The organism is Pseudomonas sp. ArH3a, assembly GCF_022648765.1.
Lineage (GTDB): Bacteria > Pseudomonadota > Gammaproteobacteria > Pseudomonadales > Pseudomonadaceae > Aquipseudomonas.
On sequence record NZ_CP080330.1, the window covers coordinates 3757693 to 3777444 of the forward strand.

Genomic DNA, 19752 nt, shown 5'->3' on the forward strand with positions numbered 1-19752 from the left:
ACTGATGACGTAGTAGGCCTCAAGCAGGTCAGTAGTCGCACCGTCCAGCTCCGGAGGATCAGGAACAAAAACCCCTAGCTTTTCGTGGACTTCTCTTTTGCGCTCGTTTTCCGGGCCCGCCCACTCGGCTGCCCAGCGGTAGGCGGCAAGGGCTTTTCCACTGTGTCGGCCACCTGCTCCTTGTGACGCAGGGCGATATCGTTGGCAGCATTCAGGACGAGGAAGTAAACCTCGGGCATCTGCTCAATCAGGACCACGCCGCGCGCTGGAGTGTACGGCGCAGGAGTGCTTGGATCTTCTGCCTCGGCAACGCCTTCCCAGTCGAGGATCAGATGCTTGCACGCCAGTTCAACGAAAAGGATGTCAGGATCTGGAATTTCAACTGATGACTTCTTGAGGATGTCGAACTCTTCAGTACCCACGCCCATCTGGCGCGAGGCAAATTCAAGGTGCCGTTGAATCTGGCGAAAGTCGCTGGTGTAACCCGGGCGCGCTGACGATCCGATCTGCAAGCGCAGGCCTAGCGCCGGCTCGATCCAGCGCGTGGACACGACATCAAGCGGGTCTTTCTTCTTCAAAATAAATGTCATTCTGTGCCCCAGCAACGAGGCCTTTTAAGGCCTCGGCATGATTGATGGTTAAGGCGTAACAGGCGGTACGCGCGTGATCGTTGGCGGGATGCGGCGGGCAGAAACTGCCAGCTCGACCTCGATGATGTCGGTAGCGCCGCCATCCGGCCAGCTGCCGACCGCTTCCATCTCTGGCAGTGTCACCGTGTAGGCGCCATCCTCGTTCGCTAGCGTGAAGCTCATCGCCACCGACTCGCCGGTACGCTGCTTGCGGTACAGGGCGTAGGACGCGGCAGACCAGGCCACAGTGACGCTGCCGGAGGCGCTGAAGGTTGTCGGGATGATGCTACCGGCGTAGGCGTCACCCGAGCCCAGGCAGCGCTGAGTCTGGACGGCATTATCGAAGGTCAGCGACATTGCGCTAATGCAGGTGCCGTTGGCAGCCGAAGCCGCTACGCCGTCCAGGGTCAGCGCGGTGAAGTTCTTGAAGTTGAAGCGCGGTCCGGTTGGCTCGGGAGTTGGCGTGGCGAAGAAGTTCGTGCCATCGGCCTTGTCTTCCCAGTCGGTCGCCGAGAACGTGGTGTCAATGGTGACATCGTTGTCGGTGCCGAAGGTGAAGGCCATCGAGGCCACTTGCGCGCCGCGAGCCACCGAAGCAATGGTTACATCGCTTGCGTAGGATGCGATCGAGTAGCTGATGCGCTGATTGCCCATGGTCAGCGAGTCAGCCGTCCAGCGAGCGCCGAAGCACGATTCCAGGAAGTCATCGACTGCGCCGCCGTAGCGCCACTTCATGCCGATCGCGCCGGCGACATCAACGGTTGTCGGCGTGGTGCCCTGGCTCATTCGAGTCGAGCCAATTTCGTTGTTTTCTGCGGTGTTCTGGGTCGGGCCGATACCGAACGATGTGCGGATCAGCTCTTTCCAGCCAGTGGCGGGTGTGACGCCCTGGGTTACTTCTTCAACATAGGCCGTAGCGACCTTTGCTCCTGACGACATGGGTGTTTCTCCTATCAATAGGCGTAAAAAAACCGCTCGGGAGCGGCTGGGTTTTCGGGGCTAATACGCCCTGTAGGGGATCTGCACGTTGATCTGATACCAGCCGTTGCCGTCATCGCCAAGGGTTGCGGCCGAGGCCGCGAAGCAGTCGAAGCCGCTCTCGCTGAAAAACTCGAAGTGCTGCACCAGCGTGTCAGCGGCCCGGGTAATGGCCAGCGTGCCTTTGTAGCTCGGCACGAATAGTTGAATGATGATGATCCCGGTGCGCTGCACGCATGGCGACAGGCCTACTTCTGGCGTAGAGGACAGGCCTGGCACGTCGGCAAGCCTTGCCCAGATAGCCTTTCCGGCCGAATCGAATAGCTTATTGTTCGGGTAGTCGACTTTGGCGGCTGGAATGCCCGTCCATTGCGTCATGCGCGCGGTGACGATATTGCGGATCTGCTCGAAGGTCATTGGTTGGCCCTCGCCACGCTGTTGAAGGCCGCGCCGAACATGCCGGCAGGCGCCTGTTTGGAGTGGCCGTTTTCGAGCTTCTCCGCATACGGAAGTGAATTCTGTATGAACACGACTGTGTAAGGCTCCAGACCAGACAGCTTTGCTACACCTTCCAGGATTGTCGCTCCACCATTCTTGTCGAACTCCTCTCGCGAGGTGTAGATCGGACTACCAATCGATAGCTGGTTGTTTGCTCGAAACCTGCCGGTATCGACAGGCGACCGCATCACCACCTCGTTCAGGCACTGGATCGCAATAGTCCTGACTTTCTTAGACAGGTCCTGCTCAACAACCCCGGCAAACAGGCTCGGCGGAACACTCCAGCCTCTGGCCATGCTCAAGCCCTCCGCAGGTGAAGCTGATACGTCGCGCCCGTTGGATCTGGCGCTACTAGGTGGACCAGATAGTTTTCAGTGCCGGCGCTGATGGCGTGGCCTACGTCCGGCACAGCACCTATCTCATTGCTGAGGATGACGCACTTGGCGTCACCCACCTTGATGTTGATTCCGTCAATGCGCTCGACCTTGAAGCCGGTGATAACGCCTCGACCTGTGTAGGTGATCGTTTCGGCCGTGTCTTCTTCGGTGACCGGGTCAAAGACGCCGGGTCCGGTGTAGCTGCCGACGATCTGGCTCACCGCATCGGCAAGATCGTCGTCGAAGGCCTCGGCCAGTTCGGCCTGAATCTCATCGCGCATGCCCATGGTCAGATCCTTTTCAGCATCATGACGCCCGACCGCTTTGTCCACGGCTCGAGCAAGGCCAGCGCGAAGTTCTCGCCGGCAGACAAGTCGGTCGATCCTTGCGCGTAGGTTTTGCTCACGGACGTGCCCGAAGTTGCGGAAACAGTCTTGCTCAGCACTTCCTTCTGGGTGGCCTTGTACAAATTGCCCATCGCCGCCTCTTTCGCCACCTGCGCGCCGGCCAGCTTTATGGCTTCAGGTGTCGGGTCGGCAACAGGGCGCTTAATCTTGGCCGTGAGCCAGGCATTGGCCATGGTCACAGCAAGGACCGGATCACCGGTGCCGGCCCAGCCAGGACCTAGCAGGGTGTCAACGTCGGCAACGGTGATGTAATCGGTCATGTGCTTATCCTTATTCCTTCGGCACCAGGGCCAGCAGCTCGTCTTTCTTGGCGTCAGCCTGGAAGTCGATACCCTTTCCGGTCAACCAGGCTTTAAGCCCGTCTACCTTCATTTTCAAAGGGTCAGTTTCGACATCGGATCGTTTGTCAGCGCCGCCAGAAACAGCAATGCCAGCGCGCTTGTAGGCCTCGATGATGTTTGGCTTATCGCCATCCACCACCACTTCCTTTGCCGAGCTGATCACACCGAAGAACTCATCCAGCCGGCGATAGCAAACCCCCGCCTCATTGCCTGGAGCGTCTGAATAAATAACCTTCATGTCTTTCTCCGTGCCGACAGGGCGCGCTAAGGCGCCCCGTCGATGGTGGATTACGGGGTTACAGTGCCGCTGATCACAGCTGCGAACGGAACCTGTTTACGGTCGAAGACGCGCTCCCAGTTGGCTGCGTTCGCGTACTGGGTTGCAGTAGGGCTGAGGTTTTGCGCCTCGGAGCCTTTCCAGCTGAAACCAGCCGGCTGCAGGATGTAGGTTTTACGCTCCCACAGCACCTCAGCGCCGCCGCCGTTGCCGCCGCCTGGCTTGCGCTCCAGCTCGACCGGCATTTTCGGATTGCCTTCGCCGTAGCCGAACGCGCCTTGGCCGAAGAACACCGACAGGTAGCGACCGGCGCCGTAGGTCAGGCCGTCGTCCATGAACACAGGCTTGCCCAGGTAGGTAGCCAGGATGATCTTGCCGTCGGAGTCGCGCAGGTACTCGATGAGATCCTGCTTGACCATCTGGTTCATTACGACCGAGTGAACACCGATGGCGCCGAACTGGTCAGCCGCGTCGCCGGCAGTGAAGGCCGCATCCTGGAACGCAGTAGCGCTGATGGTCGCACCAGCATCAACAACCATGTCGCCCGCGTTGTTCGCGATGTTAGAGGCGATGATGCCGCGAGACGCGCCCAGCAGGTAACGCTGCCACTGGCGGGTCCAGTAGGTGCCGAAGCGGTTGCGGATCTGCTGCTGAGGCTCGGTATTAGCCAGCTCGGCAGTCAGGTCGGTGACGCCGTAACCCTTGTTGAGGTACAGAACGCGCGCGCGCATGCTGTCCTGGGTGACTTTGCCGACTTCGCCCTGGTCGTTCGGATCGTCGTTGCTGACGTTTGGCGCTTCATCAGCGTCCAGATCCTGCCAGTAGCTGATCTCGGCGGTGCCTTGGCTGCCGGAGGCGATGGCATCCAGCACAGGCGAGCGGGTAACAATCCCCGACTCGTAGACGGATGTTTTTTCCGGGCTGTTAACCGGCGCCAGGGAGGCGTAGTAGTCGCCGACGAAGATGTCGGTCAGTTGGGTAGTTGCCATGGATTAGGTTCCTTTGGTGGCCTGGATTTTCTTGAAGAGATCTGGGTTGTCACGGGCGATCGCAGCGCGCTCGGTTTCCGTGTATTCGCCCCACTTTTTCGTGGCCTTGCCACCGTTGTCGCCGGTCGGACCGGCACCCTGAGCCCTTGGCCAGAGGTGTGTTGCTGTTTCGCGCAGCGATTCCGCCCATTCGAACGGTGACAGCGGGGTCTTGCCGTCCTTCCCGTAAACGACTTCGCCGTCCCGGTCAGTGGCAATCGCTTCGCCGTCTTCGCTAAGCTTGAAGGTGCCCCGTGCGCGCAGGATGATGTCCTCGGCGGCCTCGGGGAGCGCGCCGGCCTTGATAGCGGCGGCGCGGATGGAGTCGGCCAGCACTTTGTCGCTGTACTTGGCAGCGAAGGCCTCAGCCTTGTCAGCTCGATCCTTCTGGGCAGCAAGCTGCTTGTCGTAGTCGCCACGCAGGCGCTCGGTGCGGCGGTTGATCACCTCGTCGAGCTTGCCTTCAGCGATCAGCTTGGTTTCTTCGTCCTGGCCCACCTTGTTCAGCAGGCCCTTCACCGCATCGATGTCGAGACCTTCGAACTGAGTCTTGAAGCCGTCCAACTCACCCCTTGTGGTGCTCAGCTTGCCGAGCAGCTCGCTGTTCTTGCTCTTCAGACCTGTAGTCGCCGCATCAACAGCGGCGGCAATGGCGGTTTTTACTGCCGGGTCTTCAAGATCAATCTGGTTTTCTTCTGCCACAGTGATTTACCCCTTGGGTATGATCGGCCCGCTTTGCGAGCATAAAAAAGCCCCGCAGATGCGAGGCGTATTGATTTGCGCGCTACGTTTTGCGCGTTCGCGTTTCGTGGCGCGTATAGGTCAGGCGAACGGGTCGGACGGTTTGGCGATCGAGCGCACAAACCACATGAAGCCCTGCTGCAAGTTGGTCTTGGCCAGGGCGAGCAGTCGAGGATCGACACCTTCAATCTGGCCGATCTGCTTGAACAGTTCGCCGGCATCAGCTTCGAGCGCCTTGATCGAGTTCATGCCGTCGATCTCGGACTGGCTCAGGTCGCGGTAGCCGGTGATTTTCTTGTGCTGGTTGTCCATTTCTTTCCCTCCGGTTATAGGCCGGCTCGGTCGAACGCCTCTGGCACCATCTGCCGAAGCTGATCCAGCGTTCTCGGCTTGAAGTTGTTGCCGATCTGCAGATCCGAGAACTGTTCGGGCGTCATGCCGCCGTCGCGGAATAGCTTAGCCCTGGACTTACCAATGACTGCATTCTGAAACGATGCCGGCTGTGTTTTGATCCACTCGTAATAGGTGGTATCAGCCTTGACCTGTCCGTTCATGCTTGACCTGTCTGCCAGCGCGCCCAGTGACGGCGCATCCTTGAGCAGCAAAATGAAGCTGGTCCGGCAGCGGACGTGGAACGGAGGACGCGGCCCTTCATCCAGCGCGTACTCGGTGCCGTCAGCTGCTCGGCAATACGCGGTAGTGCGGCCATCCAGCGTGGCAACGATCTTCACGCCCTTCAGGATGTCGCTGTTCTGCTTGGCGAACTGATTGCGTGCCTGGCTGGCAACGTGCTGCACGGCGGTGCGTGTGACGGCATCGGCGTTGCGGGCGGTGATCGCCAGCAGGCCGTCGGCGTACTTCATTTCCTTGGTGCCGCGCAGCGTGCGCATGATCTCGACGTTGGTCCTGCCCTCGAACCAGCCCTGCCGAATAGCACCAGTGACCCGCGACCGCTCGGACTTGCTCCAGTCCTCGATGAATGGGGCTAGCAGCTTGCCGCCGTCCGCGCCCTTCACGCCCAAAGGAGACTTGAATGCCGCCGTCTTGAGCGTGGAGAGCGCTGGAATGGTCGCCGTATGGCTGGGCAGCGCAGCAGCAATAACCGCCGCCTCTGCGCCAGCCTGCCAGGTGGCGACATCCATTAGATCCAGCTGCATCTGATCGGTGTACTCGACCAGAATGTCGGCCAGGGCCTCGTCAACCTGCTTTAGCATTTCGTCCAGTCGGGCGCGCTTGAAGTCGGTCAGCTCACCCCTCCCAAGCTGCTCCCGTAGTGACTGGTCGATCCGCCTGAGGAATGGCGCGAACTTCTCGACCTCGCTGGACTTGAGGCTTTCGAGCAGGACCGCATTGCGGATCGTGTCGCTGATCTGATCGCTGCCCATTGGTTATTCCTCCAGACCCACGCCTCGCCGGTCGGACAACCCTTCAATGGTCATCACCTTGACCTCTTCGTCATAGGCTCGCTCTGGAAGCTTGCCAGTCGTGAGATACATCCAATAAGTGTCAGCGCTCACGGTTCCAGCCATGACAGCCTTCTGTAGCTCTGTAAGCACCTGGGCATCTACCGCCGGAGTGATGAATTCAGGCTTGACCGCGAACTTCACTTGCTTTGGGTCGTAACCCTTCCACTCGGCGGCATAACGAATTGCCTGCTCCATTGCCTCGGCAACGGTCACAACAATGCTATGCAGGGTCGCGTGCTGATCGTTCTGGCGGGTTTTGCGGGCTTCCCCTGACTCTGTGCCGCCAACATCCATAACCTTGGCGCCTGCCTCAAGAGCGGCGCCCTTCTGGTCTTCCATGGCTGTGCGTACAGCTTCAATGCCTGCGCCTTGGAACTCCAGGTAGCCGCATTTTCCGTCTCGACCCAGATCCCATGCCGCAGATGGCCCGGTGACGCTGAGTTCCACAGCTTCATCCAGGCCGGAGACCCACGGCTGCGGGTGGCTAGTCTGGTGCAGTGAGGTGAAGTAGTCAGCGCTCAATTGGTACGACTTCAGAGCAGCGCGGGCCATCGTCAGCAGCGGCACTTCGTCCACTTCTGGCGAGTTGTCGGTAGATCCGCAATAGATCACCGGGATGTAGGAGAGGCCCTTGACCAGGCGGTTATCAGCGCCCGTGGTGCCAAGCGGCCGCTCATCCTCGACAAGCTGTCCACCCTCATCGCGAACCGAGGTGTAACAAACATCGCCCCGCATGAAGAACTCACGGAACACTGTCTCGGTATCATGGCTGTAGCGGTCGCCACCCTTCTTGCGGAATTCGCGGAACACAGCAAGAACCAGATCCTGCCGCCCGCTTTGGTCGGCAACGTCCCAGTTGATCGCGTTCCTTGTGGCGTATGTCGAGAAATACGGCTCGCCAGCATCATCGATGTTTACGACCAGCGGAACACGTCCGTGGGAAATGGCCTGGCGAACCATTCGGAAGAACAGCTGCTTAAGTCCGAAACCGTCAGAGGTGGCGTTGTTTTCAAGCGCCTTGAGGCCGGAAGGCAGTGCGATTTCAGGAATCAGCCGGGATACCAGGCCCATCATCGAGCGCAGGGAGTCGCGCACCCAGTGCTCGTACTGTGCCCGGTCGGTGTAGTTCTGGTACAGGTACTTGTTGCCGGCGGCGTCGAGCTTTTCAGCCTCCACCATGCCGCTGGGCTTTGGCAGGTTCCGATCTTTACGTTTGATGGCGCACTCACCCTCGAGCGCGTCGTCCATCATTTCCCACTCGACGATGTGCGCGTCGTAGTCGGGGTTTGTCGATTGCACTGGCATCAGGCCAATCCTCCAATACGGCGTGTTCCGCCTGTGCGTATACGTCGCGACATGGCGACAGCGAAATATCTAAATGCGTCGGCGCCGTGCGACGTATTGTCGTGCAAGGGCTTGTCTTTCCAGCAGCCGCGCTTGTCGTCCCACTCCTTGCGGTAGCCCTCAAGGTGGCTGATGCCTTCGTCGCACTTGGCTTCGTCGAACACGCAGCTCGGCAGGATCTCCCGAACTGCCTCAATGCCCGTGTCTATGCCAGTTTTTGGTACAACCTGGAACTTCAGGCTGTATTTCACGCCGTCGATCTCGTAGCCCTCTTTGGCAATGTCCTTGCGACTCTTGGCATCGCTACCGAACTCGCGGTTTTCGATGTCGTGCGGCCCCCAGTGCTCGGAATAGGTGTAACCCTTGTCCTTGAGCACCTTCATGTAATGCCGCAGGCCTTCGCCGCTGTTCTCGTAGTAGTCGATGACGTGGTATTCGGTGCCGACCTGACGCACGAACCAGATGGCCGTGGAGTCGCCGACGCCGATGTCCCAGATGGTCATTACCGGCAGGTGCGAGTTGCCCGGAAGCTTGCCGATTCTCCCTGCCGCGTAAAGCTTGGTGAACTGCTGGGAGTAGTACGCGCCCTCAATCGATTGATGGAAGGCTTCGGCCGGGATTGACGGGTATTCCCGCTTCATGTCGTCGCCGAGGGTCTTCTCCTTGGCGGCGTACCATGCGCGCTGGCCGTCGTTGGTGACGATTCCGTGCTTGGCGAACAGTTCGCTGAAGTAATCGGTTAGGCGCTGCGGGATGACCGCTTCAGCAGGATCAAGCCAGTATTTAGGCGCAGTCCACCAGGTGAAAAAAAAGAACTTCCAGTCCAGCTTGCCCAAGGGCGTGCCTGACAGCGCTTGCTTCTCGGCACTCTGCGAATAGTCGAAGAAGTAGCCCGCGCGACCTTCAGCGGTCGACTCAATGGTGATAAAGCAGTCTGCAGCCACCGCCTCGAATGCACCCGTTACGATCTCCCTTGCCTTGTATGGTGCCTTGGCGCAGATCTTCCCGAACTCGGAAACGTGCAGGTAACGCAGCGTTCCGCCCCGGAATGAGGTCGAGACATAGAGCGAGCCACCCTTACTGAACACCAACTCCCCGGCAGCGTCATTGCGTGCTGGGTTGGCCGCGCGTATCTCGGCGGGCAGGTTGTCGTAGGCGTATTTAACTTTCTCCCTAAACAGCCTGTGAGCGTCAGGAAGGGTGTGAGCGATCAGAGCGCACTTGGCAGCCTCAAAGAGGGCAGCATCAAGCTGGATAATGCACTGCGCGGTCGTGAAACCAATCTGGCGAGCTTTGAGGATGAGGTTTCGCGTGTGCAGCCCCGAGAAATACTCAACCTGTTCTGGGCGCATGCGGAACCGGACCTGTTTGCCGTCCTCATTTGTCACGAAGTACAGGTGGTTCAGACGCCAGTATTTGTTCCGGAGCAGCTTCAAGTGCTCGGGCTTCATATCAGGCGTCCTTCGATAGATCGTCCATCAGTTTGGATAGCTCGTCGGCGTCATTGCCGCCAGATTTGGTGTCGAGGTCGTAGGCTTGGCGCTCCAAGAGGACCAGTGTCTTCAATGTCTCTGCCAACTCCTTCATGGTCTTGGTGCGAGACGGCAATGCTCCCATCTTCTGTGCCAGGGCGAGTACATCGGACATCGCTTCACCGTCGTCGCTGTCGCCATCCTTGAGCTGAGCAATCAACTCCTTGATGGTGCCCTGCTCATCGGTAAGCGATTCCAGTTCGTCCAGCAGCTTGTTGGCCAATCGTCGGGAACGGCCAATGTCAGTACGGTGGGCCATCCGGATGTCAGCAATGACCTCGGCATTGGCCTCTACGATTCCACGCTCGGTTGCCAGTGTTTCCGTGGAAACCTTTGTGGAAACCTCACGTTTGGAAACCAGTGAATCAGCCTTGGCCTTGATCTTCGCGTTCAGGTCGCGATCCCAGCCTTCCGCCTTCGACCGCTTGTTGATTGCAGTGTGTGAAACGCCACAGGCTGCGGCGATCTCACGAACCGAGAGCAGACCAGCCCGGAAGAGCTGTTCGATGCGCTCCCAGTCGGGTTGCTTGGTTGTCATGGGAATCCTTAGTCTTGCTTGATGGCCATTGTGCGGATCGTGCCGCCGGTGTAGATGTCGCGCTTCATGGCGGCGCGCACTGCGTCTTCTGCGCTTGCACCCATATCCATGGCAGCAAGGGCATACGCTGACCCGCTGCCAATGGCGTCCGGGTTTGACAGCTCAAGCTCCTGCTTCCAGATGCCTGTGTTGTCCTCATGTCCGACCATCATCAGCTTTCCAGCATCGACGACGTAGCCCGAGCACTCGACGGGGACTGGCGAGGTAGTGCCGAAGTAGGCAGCTATCAAAGTCTTTTCGTCGCATACCGAACCACACAGGAAGAAGCTGACCCCGTCTACCACCTGGCACTTCGGGGCGCTGTCGGAAACGATGCGATCGTTGCGGGTCTGACGACCGTCATAGGCGATCACGCCGTCTTTGTAGGCAATGGTCGTCATTCGATCACCATCTCGTGTGTCTGTGCGTGTGCGTGACCGTGGAGCAGGCTCACGATCAGGCCTTGAGGCAGTCCGGCTTCCTTGGATGCGTCAACTGCTGCGGCGATAGCCTTGTCGAGCGCGCTTACCGCAGCGTTGATGTCCGAGCTCATTGGCAGCGCGTGCCGCAGGCGGGTGACGTTGCTCACGTGTTGTGCCCTTCCAGCGGCTGAGCAAAGGTGAACTCCACGCCGTCATTGGGGTAGTAAGTGGAGTAGGTAGCATTCTGGAGGGTCACGTCATCGACCAGTACTTCGGCAGCAGCATCACCATACTTGGCGATCAGTGCAGCCTTCAGGTCATCCGCAGACAAGGTGAGCCGGATGTCATTGAAGTGAATCAGCTGTTTCTTGATGCTCATGGCGAAACCTCATACTGGAACGCCCGGTCAGCAGGCATGGCCGTCACAAACCGGCAGCGGTGGTCGTCGAACGACTCATTGAACGCAATGGTGCGGCGGTACTCGGAGGTGACTTTGCCGGTGAACCGCTCGCGATGAACGACCACACCCTCACGCAGGAACTCGACTTCAGCCGACCCCAGGAGCTTGGTTACGATTACTTTCATGTGACCTGTCTCGCGCCACGATTTGGCGCATTCGAAAACGTGGCGCGGATTACTTGCTCTGGCTGCGGACGATCTGGGCGTCCACCTGGTCAGCGCAGGTATCCAGCAACTTGATGGCCTTGTCCTTCAACTCCCACACATCACCATTCAGGCGAAGGTCGGCGTCGTCTTGGTCTACCCGCTCGCATGGGATCAGCTCAGGGGCTTCCATCCTTACGGCCTGGGTCTTTGTCACCACCACCGGCTTTGCCGCGCAGGCCGTCAGGCAGAGGCTGAGCAGCCCAATCACGAACAGGTTTGCTGTTGCGTTTGAGTTCTTCAAAGTTCTTCTCCGCCTTTCTGGCTTTGGCCTGACTGGCCTGTAACCGCTTGCTCAGGTCTTTCTGGTAATCGGCGTTGCGCTGGGCTTCGGCGCGCAGGGTGGTGATCGTGGCTTGGCTCTCGGTGTTGGCCTTCACGGCCTCCTCCTTGGCGCGGGTCTCGACCAGCTTTTCGTCTCGCAGATCCTCGACCCGCAGCTGCTGGATGCCGACGAGCAAAAGGCCAACCAGGGCAATGATGATCCCCGCTGCTATCGCCTTCATGCTGCGTCCGCCTTTCTACCCAGGAACCTGATGATCAGGTCACGGATCGCTGTCACGCCGATAAAGCCGATGGCACCACCAGCAGCAACGGATAGGCTTGGGGGCCATTCCATCCACTCGATGATGCTGCTGGCCGATAGGCTCAATGCCCCGCACAGCAGCGCTTCGAACAAGGTTCGCCAGTAGTTCGGCTCTTTGGCGTCGTACAGCACGCGCAACAGCGTGATCGTGAAGGCCATGATTGCGCCCTGCCACAGTGGGTTCGAGAGGACCAGCCAGACCTGGGCCCAGAAGTCGGGGTTTTTCTCAGGCATCGGGTTCATCTCGGTATCCTCCCGGTTAGGGAGTGAAGTAATGAATTAGCGGGAGCGGTGAAGCAGGCCGCCCGGCATGAGCTCCTTGCGGATCAATGCCTTGACCTGGTCAGCGAGGTTCGAACCCAGCAGGTCAACCTCCTCTTTCAGACCCTGACCAAGCTTGGTCTCGCTGATCATGTCGGCAATGTCGCGGAGGATGTCTGATGCGCCGCGTCCGTTGATGGCGAAGCGATCAGCCGACACCAGGATCTGTGATGACAAGCCGACGCCCGCGGCGTAGTACTTGCCATTCTCGCCGAGCTGCATCCGCACGCCCCATGCAGCCAACAATGGCGACTTGATGATGCCGTCCTTAATCGTGGCCTCGCTGATGAAGACGCGGTCGCCATCAACCTTGAAGGGCTGAGGCTGCTCCGGCTCTGGCTGGTCCAGATTGCCGATCTTGCACCGCACAACACCATCATGGCTGATAGTCAAAAGACCATTCTTGATGCTGACCCGTGTGCCGGCCACCTTCGCTTTCGCAAGCCGATCAGCCAGCTCTTCCTCGGTCTCAAGACGCGAGTAGCTCAGGAACAGGCGAGCATTGAACGATTCATCGCCGTAGCTCGCATCGAACTCTTCGAACTCGGCGGCGTGACGATACTGCTCCGGCACCCGCTCAAGCTCTGCCTGCATGAACTGGAGCAGGTTTTCGGCATTCTTGGGCAAGTCCCACTTGCTCCAGCTGGCCACTTCAACCGACACCATCTGGCGCTCTGGCGATTTAGCCGCGCTGCCGAGGGCGCAGGAGTTCAGTTCGAACTCGCCCGTCTTCAGGTCGATCTTCAGGCCGGAAACGCCCGGCACGTAATTGCTGGATTGGATCGTGCGGGACATTTTCCGTGCCTCATAACGAGAAAAGCCCCAGCGAATGCTGAGGCCCTGAATAGGTGCGCGGTCTTTCCCGCAGTCAGCCAAAGACCATCCCAGCGTCGACGCCCCAATGCATCGATCTCGCCTTTCCTGTCTCGCGCCACCCTGGAAGCACAGTGAGGTCAGAGTGCGCGGGCTGCCGGTGTTATCTCCGTACGTCGCACTGTCCGGCTATCGACGTCCAGGCCTTCCCGAAGGCTGTCCTGGCTACAGGTGTTACTGGCTGGTGAGAGTGGGATCGAACCACTGACCGATCGGTTAACAGCCGATTGCACTACCGCTGTGCTACTCACCAATATGGTGCCGCCACGAGGATTCGAACCCCGGGCCATTCGCTTACAAGGCGACTGCTCTACCGCTGGAGCTATGACGGCTGGATTCAGGCAATAAAAAACCCGGCGCAGTGGCCGGGTTTGTTTGTCTCTTGCATCACCTACATGCGCAAGTACGACAGGATGGGTGAATATTGGCTCAATGGATCAGTGCTCGTCAAGCGACTTCTGACATCACAAGGCCTTCATGCTCAAGAATGTGCTGAGCCTCGATTAAAGCGAGGTCCACACTGGTCTCCAAGGCCTTGCGAATATCCCGCCTCCACCGCTCCTGGGTCTTGATCGGATGTGGTTCGTTCGACCAGTTATCCATCTCGTACCACCCGGCCGGTAGCACGTTTGTGGAGCGTTTACCGTCCACCCCTGGCAACCGAGGCAAGGCCCAGGTAACCACGGCGCAGTGCAGGAAACGCTCCGGCGCCGGCGATCGCATCACGCGGGTCAGCTCAGCAATTGCCGCGTGCTTCCGTTCGGTGTGCGTGGAGAACTTCGCAACCAGGGCGCGCCAGTGCTCGGCAGTCAACGCCTTGTGCAGCCGACCGAATACCCAGCAGTCCTGGAGAAACGCCGCCTCCTTGCCGACGATATCCCCCTTCTGCTTAGCGCATTGCACCTTGGGCTCGAAGTCGCAGCCGCCGGCGGAGTTGATGGTTTCGGCGGCGAGCGCCCGGACTACTGCGGATACCACGTTGCGATAGGTCATGCTGCAGCCCTCTTGAGTTCTTTGGTCTTTGCCCGGTATTCGGCCTCATCGATTTCACTCAATCTCCCCCGACTGCGTGGTGGAGTGAACAAAGCATCGATAGGATCCCAGCCCGAATTAATCCTGTTCGCCACTGCGCGCTCAGTGACGACTACGCCTGGCATCCTCGACCACTCCGCGAGTGTGTCAGTCACGCCATCGATGGTGATCACGAAAGCATTGCTCCGTTCATGCTTGTGATTGGTTTTCCTTGAAGCTGGCACAGGCTTGCGACCGTTGTGGGTGATTTTCGGCGCAAATACAGCGTCGAAGTCGCTCATGCCCGACTTCTTTCTCAGGATTATCGTGTTTCCAGAAACCTTAACTCTTGGATCACGACTCCACTCTTGTGGAGTTTGGGAGACGCCATCAATCGTGATTTTGTGGTTTTTTTGTAGCTCGCACTGAGGTGGATAATCGCGAGTCGTATTGCAAACTCGGCAAAGTGGCCGGAGATTGCTAGACAGGTTATTTTTGACATCTCGGTCGATGTGATCAATGTGACAGATCTTCCAGTCGAGCCCTACGCCACATAATTCGCAGTCAGGGAGAGCATCTCCATATTTTGCGTACACGACCGCCCGGTGTTCGGCCACATAACCAGCCTTGTCACGCAAGGGGTGATCTGGCTCGTAAACGCGCTGGTAGCCTTTGCCGGGCATCGTTACCCGGTAAACCCTGGAGTAGCCTAGCTTCTTGCGCTTCTTTTCAAGCACTAAAGCAAAGTCGCCATTCCTTCGTTTGCGGTGATAGTGCATCTGACAGAGCTGAACGCCCCTGTACATGACCGACCGGCCACAATCTTCTACGCAGCATTGCATTGGATGCGACCCTCCAGGCGACGGCATTTCTTGGTGAAAACTGCCTTGATGCGTTTCAAGTACGCGATGTCATGGCGGGCTACGGAATGATTGCTTTCCAGCCAATCCACCTTTTTCTGCCCGATTTTTTCAATCAGTTTTGGCCTATATCCAGCTATGTTCCCGCTAAGGTGGTTGTTACAGACGGAACAAGAACGATGCATATTCCAGAGGTTGTATCTGATGTGTGGGGCAGCCCCAACGCTGCGAAAATGCGAGCAGTGCCATTGACCGCCCCAGCTCGCCGGCTTGTCACAGCTGATGCAGCCCAGGTGAGCGTCACGCAGCCTGACGTAGCGGTTTATGACCGCCTGAGCCTCTTTGGCATGATCCGCCCTGCTCTTCAGCTTCTCCTTGCGCACCTTGATCTCGCGGCGCCCTACTTCGGCCAGTGCCTTCCCGGCGATTGCCCGGCCCTTCTCCGACTGACCATGAGCAATGGCACACTCGATCTCGCCGCACACTGCCTGGCCATTGCGCGCAGGCACGAACATGACTCGGCACTCCGGGCAGCGTTTACGGCGCGGGCCGCCGGACGTGAGCGGGGTTTTGCGTTGCAGCGGGGTACGCTTCATGCCGAAACCTCGACCAGACGATTATCGAAGGAGGTTTCACCGACTTCATGCCGATACCCGAACTTCGACTCAAATGCCTCAATGTCCAGATCGCACAGACATTCGCCTGGATCCATCGCGGTATCGCTGATGGTGGGCAGATCCCGAACAGCACAACCGACAGCATCAGCTAGGCCGCCAGCGTTATGCACCTCGGCAGGGTTGTCATGGAGCGGGGTCACTTCAAACCAGATGCACATCAGACACCTCCTTGGCTTTCTGCTGCTCAGGGGTGAAGTCGCCGCGCAGGGGCATCAGCTTGTATTCGCAAATTGGCCCGCGCATGACGTGGGCCTTGCGGCGCGCTTCCAGAGGCTCACCATTCACCTCGATCACCCAAATCTGGCTCCCAGTCGTATTGCGGAACTCAACCCCTTCCCAAAAATACACAGCAGGTGACCCGAGGCTTTTGACCAAGGAAACTGTTCTTCCTACGTTCGCTTCACGTGCGCGACGATCAACGATCAGCGCCAGGTCGCCCGGCTTGAAGTTATGGCTCATCAGTAGCGCCCTCCCCAATTGTCCTTCTGCGTCCACCGCACATGGTGCTCGGCGCCGAAGCAATGAACCCACTCGATCAGCTCGCCGCACTGCTTCACGGTGAGCTTGCTGGTGCGCTCGTAGATGACGTCGAAGCCGTTGCCGTCCACCGCCGGTATCATCTGCGGTTGATCGCCCGTCTCGCGCAGCCAGGCGGCCGTCAGAAGGCGCTTCCAGATCAGAACATCCCACTTCTTCCCGGCGTGCTCGACCTGGGCGGCGATATCGGACAGGGCCGCGTGAAGGGCCTTGTTCTGCTCCCCGCTGCGGTCGACTTCGGTGATGGACAGCTTCTTGGGCTTGGCCAGGTCCAGGCCGGCGATGTAGCCCATGGCCTTGTTGCGGTCTGATTCGTTGCGGATCTGGAGGCTAGTCATGGCCGGCCACCAGCATTTATCGGCGCCATTGGCGTGATGCCTGGAATCATGTTCGCCCGACGGATCAAGACATTGGCCCGCTCATGCGGCACGCCAGTCGCATCGGACACACCGTCTCGGTGACCGTGCATGTAGGCGGCGTTTCGGCGCTGGGGCGGCAGACCGTCTTTGCCGCGCATGTAGCCCTGGACCATTTCCCAATCGGCATCGGTATAGCTTTCGGGCTTGGCGTAGGTCATGACCGCTCTCCCTGGCCCATGGCGGCGTCGATGGCACTGTCAAAGTCACGCGCCGTACTGCTGCTAAACCCGCTGACTGGGCGCCGCTTGACGACCAAGTAACGGCGACCAGCGCTTATGCTGGCGATAGAGCGAACAAAGCGATACCGCTCGGCATCCTTGCGCAAGTCGTATCCGCCGCTCGCCGCATCGCAGTTCTCGCAAACCCCATTGTTCGCATCCATGAACCCAGCGCCGTAGCTATTGGCAGCATGGCCATCACCGCACGCACACCAAATCACCTCGGCGCTTGGCTGATGCTTGCGCAGCGCCTCGTTCTCGGCCTTGAGCTGGTCGCGCTCGACCTCAAGCGATTTGCCACGACTTCCATTGCAGGTTTCGCATACCGAGTTCGGCGCGCCATCGCCCTGCCACTCGCCGCCGCAACCCATGCAATCCGCGCATGCTTGAGGGGCCGCTGCGATTGCCATGTTGATGTGGTCGTAACCTTTTGAGGTCGCGACCATATGAGCTCGGCGCCACATAGCGTCCCGCTTGCTCTCGTACTCGGGGGTGCGATACGCAGGACGGTCACCCCACTGCTTGGCCAGTCGCTCGTTCTCGGCGATCAGGGCCAGGACCGTTTTAGGCTCAACCAGCATTACTCGCTTCGACTCAATCGGATCGGCAATATCCTTCTGTGCATGAGCCTCGGCCAGCCGCTTCAGTTCGGTGTAGTCGGTCATGACAGCAGCTCCTTTGGCACGCTTAGGGTTTCACCAAGCTTGGCGTGAACAGCGGAACGCATTGCTGCGACCAGCAGGTTCGTATGCTCGAAATAGACGCTCTCACCCTCTACTGTTGCGCGCCACAGAACGCATGCGCCCTTCCAGTCCCAAGCGCTGGGCTCAACCGTCAGTTCGCCGGATTCGATCAGCGGCCCTCCCTGGCTCCAGTCGGTGGATGGCGAGTAGATTGAGCGGATACTTTCGATCAGTTTGATGCCGCCGCCGTCATGAACCTCCACCAGCTCCCGCCCATAACGCCAACTGACTTCAACACCCCCAACCTTTGCCACAGCCCAATCCAGCGCAGCGCCCGACAGGTCTTGCGTATTCACTTCTACGAATTCGGTCATGTCCGTTGCTCCGCTGCTTCTGCGATCAATGCCATGCGCTCAAAGCGCTCAGCGGCCTGGCTGGCCAGGTTCTGAAGGTCCGCCTCGTCCACCACCGGCATGCACACAAAACGGATTCCGTGCTTAACCATCGTGTTGGCCATCTCAATGGATTGGCGTAGCTGGGCTGGGTTTGCTCGTTTCATGCTCGTGACTCCAATTCCTGGGCCTGCTTGATCAGCAGTGCACGGCGATCTGCCAACTCGTTGGCCGCTTCAATCCGCATTTCGGTTTTCCGCTCGGCACTGGCGGCGCGCATTTCCAGCATCGACGACTTCACAAGCTGGAGTTTTTCGCGCAGTACTGGCGCCGGGCGGGTCACCGCGCCGGTCAGCAAACCAGCGATCGCCCTGCCATCCTCCGTGACAGGCACAACGCTCAGGTCAGCCAAGTACTTCTGCCCGTGCTCACGGGGGATGCGTTTCAGCTCCACGGCCTTGGTGACAGCCTGAATTCGGCGATTGGCGTCAAAACCCACAGAGACGTGCCAGTTCACAGGCTTGGCATCCTCTCGGGATTGGCTGACAAACCGCTCATACGCGCTGATGAAGGCCATGCGGGCGCCAATTTTGTCCCCGGCGTCGAGTACAGGCTTGGCAGCAGCAAGGGCCAGCTGGATTTCATCGGTCAGCACGACGGTTTCAAATTCGTCGTTCGTGGTCATGGCGATGGCCCAGGCTTCGTCCTTGCCTGGACGACCGTCGGCGGCTTGCACGCGCTGAAGGATCGCGGCCAGGGTCAGCTTGCCCGTCAGTTCGCGGCGGCAGGACCAGAGCGCATTGGCGATCACGTCCATGGGGTGATCGGCCAAGTCCTCAGCCATCAGCTTGGCAGCCGGAGCGCTCAGCACTTGCCCAAGGGTTTCAGCCGTGGCGCAGATGGCCATGCTCAGTTCAGCGGTTTCGGCGTAGGAAAGCATTGCTCTCACCTCCTTCCAGAATGCTGCGGCTTGCCTCTTGCGCGGCATTCACGTTGGCTTGGGTGTCTTCGATTTGGCGGGCAGTTCGGGAATTCATCTGGCGACCGGTCGCCCACTGGGTGTGGTACGCCTCGGCCTTGGCGATCAGGTTGTTCAGGCTGTGGCAGTCGTTGACGATGCGAGCGTCGTTGATCGTGAGGTAGTACGCGGCCACGCTGTGAGCGACTTCGATACCCAGGCGGTCAACCAGCTTGCCAAGGATTCCGCCGGCTGCTGCGTTCCACACCGGCCAGCACTGGTAACGCTTGCGGTAGGCCATGGCGTAGTTCGCCCAGGCCTTGAACGTTTTGCAGGTCTGGTCTTTCGGCCCTGGCATGTCGGCCGGGATTTCGACGCGGGGCGCTTCGGGTTGATCAACCACCAGCACCAACACGCCGGCTTGGGTCGGCTTGTCCGAGCCTTCCGGCAAGCTGTGACTGGTACCCTGATTGGTATCCTGATTACTGGTATCTTGATTTGTCGGAGATTTATCCGACCCTTGCACGGATTTTTTTCCGACCTTGCTCGGAGATTTATCCGAGGTAGATCGGATATTTTTCCGACCCTTTGAGGTTGGCGGGGTCGGATATTTTTCCGACCCGTCTTCTTTTTTGTTCCACTCTGCGGCCTTCTTGGTCAGGCGGAACAGCGTGATGTTTGCCGTGCTGGACAGATCAATCAAACCGGCCTCTTCCAGGGCTTTCAGCATGCGGTAAGCGGTGTCGGGCTTGTCGGTCAGCAGAGGCAGTTCCTCTACGATCTTTGCCTTGCTCAGCGCGAAGAAAATGCCGTTTTCGGTTTTAACTGGAGTCGTCCAGCTTGGGCATGCGTAGACGAACGCAAACAGGAGCGCCTGCTGGGAGTTGAGCCCCCACTCAAGCGACTTGACCTGATTGATGGATAGGGTGAATTGCAT

34 protein-coding genes and 2 tRNA genes are annotated in these 19752 nt (G+C 59.0%); all 36 read right to left on the bottom strand.

Annotation, left to right across the window (positions count from 1 at the left end; translation table 11 throughout):
- Positions 1–74: 74 nt before the first annotated feature.
- The 36 genes from K0P33_RS16995 to K0P33_RS17170 all read right to left on the bottom strand — a co-directional run bounded on the left by K0P33_RS16995 (position 75) and on the right by K0P33_RS17170 (position 19752).
- The gene (locus K0P33_RS16995; RefSeq protein ID WP_242149788.1) at positions 75–590 is read right to left on the bottom strand and encodes a hypothetical protein; all 516 of its coding nucleotides are present in this window, start codon (positions 588–590) and stop codon (positions 75–77) included.
- Between the two features lie 48 nt (positions 591–638).
- Complete coding sequence (locus tag K0P33_RS17000; protein WP_242149791.1) at positions 639–1568, bottom strand: phage tail tube protein; 930 nt, start codon at positions 1566–1568, stop codon at positions 639–641.
- A gap of 60 nt (positions 1569–1628) precedes the next feature.
- Positions 1629–2024, bottom strand: a complete 396-nt coding sequence (locus K0P33_RS17005; protein ID WP_242149794.1) for a phage tail terminator-like protein — start codon at positions 2022–2024, stop codon at positions 1629–1631.
- Complete coding sequence (locus K0P33_RS17010) at positions 2021–2401, bottom strand: HK97 gp10 family phage protein (protein WP_242149797.1); 381 nt, start codon at positions 2399–2401, stop codon at positions 2021–2023. Before K0P33_RS17010 ends, K0P33_RS17005 begins: the two co-directional genes overlap by 4 nt.
- A gap of 2 nt (positions 2402–2403) precedes the next feature.
- Entirely contained in the window at positions 2404–2769 is a 366-nt protein-coding gene (locus K0P33_RS17015; protein ID WP_242149799.1) for a glutamate 5-kinase, read from the bottom strand.
- A gap of 2 nt (positions 2770–2771) precedes the next feature.
- On the bottom strand, positions 2772–3149 hold the full coding sequence (locus K0P33_RS17020; protein ID WP_242149802.1) for a hypothetical protein: 378 nt from the start codon (positions 3147–3149) through the stop codon (positions 2772–2774).
- Between the two features lie 10 nt (positions 3150–3159).
- The gene (locus tag K0P33_RS17025; protein WP_242149804.1) at positions 3160–3468 is read right to left on the bottom strand and encodes a HeH/LEM domain-containing protein; all 309 of its coding nucleotides are present in this window, start codon (positions 3466–3468) and stop codon (positions 3160–3162) included.
- Between the two features lie 50 nt (positions 3469–3518).
- Positions 3519–4496: a phage coat protein gene (locus K0P33_RS17030; protein ID WP_242149807.1), complete on the bottom strand. Its 978-nt coding sequence runs from the start codon at positions 4494–4496 to the stop codon at positions 3519–3521.
- A 3-nt stretch (positions 4497–4499) separates the two neighbouring features.
- Entirely contained in the window at positions 4500–5237 is a 738-nt protein-coding gene (locus tag K0P33_RS17035; protein ID WP_242149810.1) for a hypothetical protein, read from the bottom strand.
- Positions 5238–5357: 120 nt separating this feature from the next.
- Complete coding sequence (locus K0P33_RS17040) at positions 5358–5588, bottom strand: hypothetical protein (RefSeq protein ID WP_242149812.1); 231 nt, start codon at positions 5586–5588, stop codon at positions 5358–5360.
- Between the two features lie 14 nt (positions 5589–5602).
- Positions 5603–6661, bottom strand: coding sequence for a phage minor head protein (locus K0P33_RS17045; protein WP_242149815.1), 1059 nt, complete (start codon positions 6659–6661; stop codon positions 5603–5605).
- A gap of 3 nt (positions 6662–6664) precedes the next feature.
- The gene (locus tag K0P33_RS17050; protein ID WP_242149818.1) at positions 6665–8047 is read right to left on the bottom strand and encodes a DUF4055 domain-containing protein; all 1383 of its coding nucleotides are present in this window, start codon (positions 8045–8047) and stop codon (positions 6665–6667) included.
- Complete coding sequence (locus K0P33_RS17055; protein WP_242149821.1) at positions 8047–9537, bottom strand: terminase; 1491 nt, start codon at positions 9535–9537, stop codon at positions 8047–8049. Before K0P33_RS17055 ends, K0P33_RS17050 begins: the two co-directional genes overlap by 1 nt.
- Position 9538: 1 nt before the next feature.
- Complete coding sequence (locus tag K0P33_RS17060; protein ID WP_242149824.1) at positions 9539–10156, bottom strand: hypothetical protein; 618 nt, start codon at positions 10154–10156, stop codon at positions 9539–9541.
- 8 nt (positions 10157–10164) lie between these two features.
- Positions 10165–10596 carry a proteasome subunit beta gene (locus tag K0P33_RS17065; RefSeq protein WP_242149826.1) on the bottom strand — a complete coding sequence of 144 codons (432 nt, stop codon included), beginning with the start codon at positions 10594–10596 and terminating at the stop codon, positions 10165–10167.
- Complete coding sequence (locus K0P33_RS17070) at positions 10593–10784, bottom strand: hypothetical protein (RefSeq protein ID WP_242149829.1); 192 nt, start codon at positions 10782–10784, stop codon at positions 10593–10595. The genes K0P33_RS17065 and K0P33_RS17070 overlap by 4 nt, the downstream gene beginning before the upstream one ends.
- Positions 10781–10996, bottom strand: a complete 216-nt coding sequence (locus tag K0P33_RS17075) for a hypothetical protein (RefSeq protein ID WP_242149832.1) — start codon at positions 10994–10996, stop codon at positions 10781–10783. The genes K0P33_RS17070 and K0P33_RS17075 overlap by 4 nt, the downstream gene beginning before the upstream one ends.
- Entirely contained in the window at positions 10993–11202 is a 210-nt protein-coding gene (locus K0P33_RS17080; protein WP_153000344.1) for a hypothetical protein, read from the bottom strand. Before K0P33_RS17080 ends, K0P33_RS17075 begins: the two co-directional genes overlap by 4 nt.
- Before the next feature lie 49 nt (positions 11203–11251).
- Entirely contained in the window at positions 11252–11413 is a 162-nt protein-coding gene (locus K0P33_RS17085; RefSeq protein WP_242156160.1) for a hypothetical protein, read from the bottom strand.
- Positions 11400–11786 (bottom strand): hypothetical protein, encoded by a 387-nt coding sequence (locus K0P33_RS17090; protein WP_242149836.1) that lies wholly within the window; start codon positions 11784–11786, stop codon positions 11400–11402. Before K0P33_RS17090 ends, K0P33_RS17085 begins: the two co-directional genes overlap by 14 nt.
- Entirely contained in the window at positions 11783–12109 is a 327-nt protein-coding gene (locus tag K0P33_RS17095) for a phage holin, lambda family (RefSeq protein ID WP_242149839.1), read from the bottom strand. The genes K0P33_RS17090 and K0P33_RS17095 overlap by 4 nt, the downstream gene beginning before the upstream one ends.
- Before the next feature lie 36 nt (positions 12110–12145).
- A complete protein-coding gene (locus tag K0P33_RS17100) occupies positions 12146–12982 on the bottom strand; it encodes a DUF1983 domain-containing protein (protein WP_242149842.1) in 837 nt (278 codons plus the stop codon).
- A 256-nt stretch (positions 12983–13238) separates the two neighbouring features.
- Positions 13239–13313: transfer RNA gene (locus tag K0P33_RS17105), tRNA-Asn, on the bottom strand.
- 3 nt (positions 13314–13316) lie between these two features.
- Positions 13317–13392, bottom strand: a tRNA-Thr gene (locus K0P33_RS17110).
- Between the two features lie 115 nt (positions 13393–13507).
- Positions 13508–14053, bottom strand: coding sequence for a hypothetical protein (locus K0P33_RS17115; RefSeq protein WP_242149845.1), 546 nt, complete (start codon positions 14051–14053; stop codon positions 13508–13510).
- Positions 14050–14850: an HNH endonuclease signature motif containing protein gene (locus K0P33_RS17120; RefSeq protein ID WP_242149849.1), complete on the bottom strand. Its 801-nt coding sequence runs from the start codon at positions 14848–14850 to the stop codon at positions 14050–14052. The genes K0P33_RS17115 and K0P33_RS17120 overlap by 4 nt, the downstream gene beginning before the upstream one ends.
- 47 nt (positions 14851–14897) lie before the next feature.
- Positions 14898–15527, bottom strand: a complete 630-nt coding sequence (locus K0P33_RS17125; protein WP_242149852.1) for a recombination protein NinG — start codon at positions 15525–15527, stop codon at positions 14898–14900.
- A complete protein-coding gene (locus K0P33_RS17130) occupies positions 15524–15766 on the bottom strand; it encodes a hypothetical protein (RefSeq protein WP_242149855.1) in 243 nt (80 codons plus the stop codon). Before K0P33_RS17130 ends, K0P33_RS17125 begins: the two co-directional genes overlap by 4 nt.
- Positions 15750–16067 (bottom strand): hypothetical protein, encoded by a 318-nt coding sequence (locus tag K0P33_RS17135; RefSeq protein ID WP_242149859.1) that lies wholly within the window; start codon positions 16065–16067, stop codon positions 15750–15752. Before K0P33_RS17135 ends, K0P33_RS17130 begins: the two co-directional genes overlap by 17 nt.
- Positions 16067–16483, bottom strand: a complete 417-nt coding sequence (locus tag K0P33_RS17140; protein ID WP_242149862.1) for a recombination protein NinB — start codon at positions 16481–16483, stop codon at positions 16067–16069. The genes K0P33_RS17135 and K0P33_RS17140 overlap by 1 nt, the downstream gene beginning before the upstream one ends.
- A complete protein-coding gene (locus K0P33_RS17145; protein ID WP_242149865.1) occupies positions 16480–16722 on the bottom strand; it encodes a hypothetical protein in 243 nt (80 codons plus the stop codon). The genes K0P33_RS17140 and K0P33_RS17145 overlap by 4 nt, the downstream gene beginning before the upstream one ends.
- Positions 16719–17447: a hypothetical protein gene (locus K0P33_RS17150; RefSeq protein WP_242149868.1), complete on the bottom strand. Its 729-nt coding sequence runs from the start codon at positions 17445–17447 to the stop codon at positions 16719–16721. The genes K0P33_RS17145 and K0P33_RS17150 overlap by 4 nt, the downstream gene beginning before the upstream one ends.
- Entirely contained in the window at positions 17444–17839 is a 396-nt protein-coding gene (locus K0P33_RS17155; RefSeq protein WP_242149871.1) for a phage protein NinX family protein, read from the bottom strand. Before K0P33_RS17155 ends, K0P33_RS17150 begins: the two co-directional genes overlap by 4 nt.
- Positions 17836–18024 (bottom strand): DUF1382 family protein, encoded by a 189-nt coding sequence (locus K0P33_RS17160; protein ID WP_242149875.1) that lies wholly within the window; start codon positions 18022–18024, stop codon positions 17836–17838. The genes K0P33_RS17155 and K0P33_RS17160 overlap by 4 nt, the downstream gene beginning before the upstream one ends.
- Positions 18021–18797, bottom strand: coding sequence for a hypothetical protein (locus K0P33_RS17165; RefSeq protein ID WP_242149878.1), 777 nt, complete (start codon positions 18795–18797; stop codon positions 18021–18023). The genes K0P33_RS17160 and K0P33_RS17165 overlap by 4 nt, the downstream gene beginning before the upstream one ends.
- The gene (locus tag K0P33_RS17170; RefSeq protein ID WP_242149881.1) at positions 18772–19752 is read right to left on the bottom strand and encodes a phage replication protein; all 981 of its coding nucleotides are present in this window, start codon (positions 19750–19752) and stop codon (positions 18772–18774) included. Before K0P33_RS17170 ends, K0P33_RS17165 begins: the two co-directional genes overlap by 26 nt.

Bases quoted from the DNA above. Each gene is read 5' to 3' on its own strand.
- K0P33_RS17015 (WP_242149799.1), bottom strand. From the start codon at position 2,769: ATGGGCATGCGCGATGAGATTCAGGCCGAACTGGCCGAGGCCTTCGAC.
- K0P33_RS17140 (WP_242149862.1), bottom strand. From the start codon at position 16,483: ATGACTAGCCTCCAGATCCGCAACGAATCAGACCGCAACAAGGCCATG.
- K0P33_RS17065 (WP_242149826.1), bottom strand. From the start codon at position 10,596: ATGACGACCATTGCCTACAAAGACGGCGTGATCGCCTATGACGGTCGT.
- K0P33_RS17125 (WP_242149852.1), bottom strand. From the start codon at position 15,527: ATGAAGCGTACCCCGCTGCAACGCAAAACCCCGCTCACGTCCGGCGGC.
- K0P33_RS17120 (WP_242149849.1), bottom strand. From the start codon at position 14,850: ATGCACTATCACCGCAAACGAAGGAATGGCGACTTTGCTTTAGTGCTT.
- K0P33_RS17045 (WP_242149815.1), bottom strand. From the start codon at position 6,661: ATGGGCAGCGATCAGATCAGCGACACGATCCGCAATGCGGTCCTGCTC.
- K0P33_RS17005 (WP_242149794.1), bottom strand. From the start codon at position 2,024: ATGACCTTCGAGCAGATCCGCAATATCGTCACCGCGCGCATGACGCAA.
- K0P33_RS17130 (WP_242149855.1), bottom strand. From the start codon at position 15,766: ATGTGCATCTGGTTTGAAGTGACCCCGCTCCATGACAACCCTGCCGAG.
- K0P33_RS17075 (WP_242149832.1), bottom strand. From the start codon at position 10,996: ATGAGCATCAAGAAACAGCTGATTCACTTCAATGACATCCGGCTCACC.
- K0P33_RS17100 (WP_242149842.1), bottom strand. From the start codon at position 12,982: ATGTCCCGCACGATCCAATCCAGCAATTACGTGCCGGGCGTTTCCGGC.
- K0P33_RS17030 (WP_242149807.1), bottom strand. From the start codon at position 4,496: ATGGCAACTACCCAACTGACCGACATCTTCGTCGGCGACTACTACGCC.
- K0P33_RS17160 (WP_242149875.1), bottom strand. From the start codon at position 18,024: ATGAAACGAGCAAACCCAGCCCAGCTACGCCAATCCATTGAGATGGCC.
- K0P33_RS16995 (WP_242149788.1), bottom strand. From the start codon at position 590: ATGACATTTATTTTGAAGAAGAAAGACCCGCTTGATGTCGTGTCCACG.
- K0P33_RS17010 (WP_242149797.1), bottom strand. From the start codon at position 2,401: ATGGCCAGAGGCTGGAGTGTTCCGCCGAGCCTGTTTGCCGGGGTTGTT.
- K0P33_RS17150 (WP_242149868.1), bottom strand. From the start codon at position 17,447: ATGACCGACTACACCGAACTGAAGCGGCTGGCCGAGGCTCATGCACAG.
- K0P33_RS17040 (WP_242149812.1), bottom strand. From the start codon at position 5,588: ATGGACAACCAGCACAAGAAAATCACCGGCTACCGCGACCTGAGCCAG.
- K0P33_RS17115 (WP_242149845.1), bottom strand. From the start codon at position 14,053: ATGACCTATCGCAACGTGGTATCCGCAGTAGTCCGGGCGCTCGCCGCC.
- K0P33_RS17170 (WP_242149881.1), bottom strand. From the start codon at position 19,752: ATGCAATTCACCCTATCCATCAATCAGGTCAAGTCGCTTGAGTGGGGG.
- K0P33_RS17080 (WP_153000344.1), bottom strand. From the start codon at position 11,202: ATGAAAGTAATCGTAACCAAGCTCCTGGGGTCGGCTGAAGTCGAGTTC.
- K0P33_RS17135 (WP_242149859.1), bottom strand. From the start codon at position 16,067: ATGAGCCATAACTTCAAGCCGGGCGACCTGGCGCTGATCGTTGATCGT.
- K0P33_RS17060 (WP_242149824.1), bottom strand. From the start codon at position 10,156: ATGACAACCAAGCAACCCGACTGGGAGCGCATCGAACAGCTCTTCCGG.
- K0P33_RS17000 (WP_242149791.1), bottom strand. From the start codon at position 1,568: ATGTCGTCAGGAGCAAAGGTCGCTACGGCCTATGTTGAAGAAGTAACC.
- K0P33_RS17085 (WP_242156160.1), bottom strand. From the start codon at position 11,413: ATGGAAGCCCCTGAGCTGATCCCATGCGAGCGGGTAGACCAAGACGAC.
- K0P33_RS17165 (WP_242149878.1), bottom strand. From the start codon at position 18,797: ATGCTTTCCTACGCCGAAACCGCTGAACTGAGCATGGCCATCTGCGCC.
- K0P33_RS17090 (WP_242149836.1), bottom strand. From the start codon at position 11,786: ATGAAGGCGATAGCAGCGGGGATCATCATTGCCCTGGTTGGCCTTTTG.
- K0P33_RS17095 (WP_242149839.1), bottom strand. From the start codon at position 12,109: ATGAACCCGATGCCTGAGAAAAACCCCGACTTCTGGGCCCAGGTCTGG.
- K0P33_RS17025 (WP_242149804.1), bottom strand. From the start codon at position 3,468: ATGAAGGTTATTTATTCAGACGCTCCAGGCAATGAGGCGGGGGTTTGC.
- K0P33_RS17050 (WP_242149818.1), bottom strand. From the start codon at position 8,047: ATGCCAGTGCAATCGACAAACCCCGACTACGACGCGCACATCGTCGAG.
- K0P33_RS17145 (WP_242149865.1), bottom strand. From the start codon at position 16,722: ATGACCTACGCCAAGCCCGAAAGCTATACCGATGCCGATTGGGAAATG.
- K0P33_RS17155 (WP_242149871.1), bottom strand. From the start codon at position 17,839: ATGACCGAATTCGTAGAAGTGAATACGCAAGACCTGTCGGGCGCTGCG.
- K0P33_RS17020 (WP_242149802.1), bottom strand. From the start codon at position 3,149: ATGACCGATTACATCACCGTTGCCGACGTTGACACCCTGCTAGGTCCT.
- K0P33_RS17055 (WP_242149821.1), bottom strand. From the start codon at position 9,537: ATGAAGCCCGAGCACTTGAAGCTGCTCCGGAACAAATACTGGCGTCTG.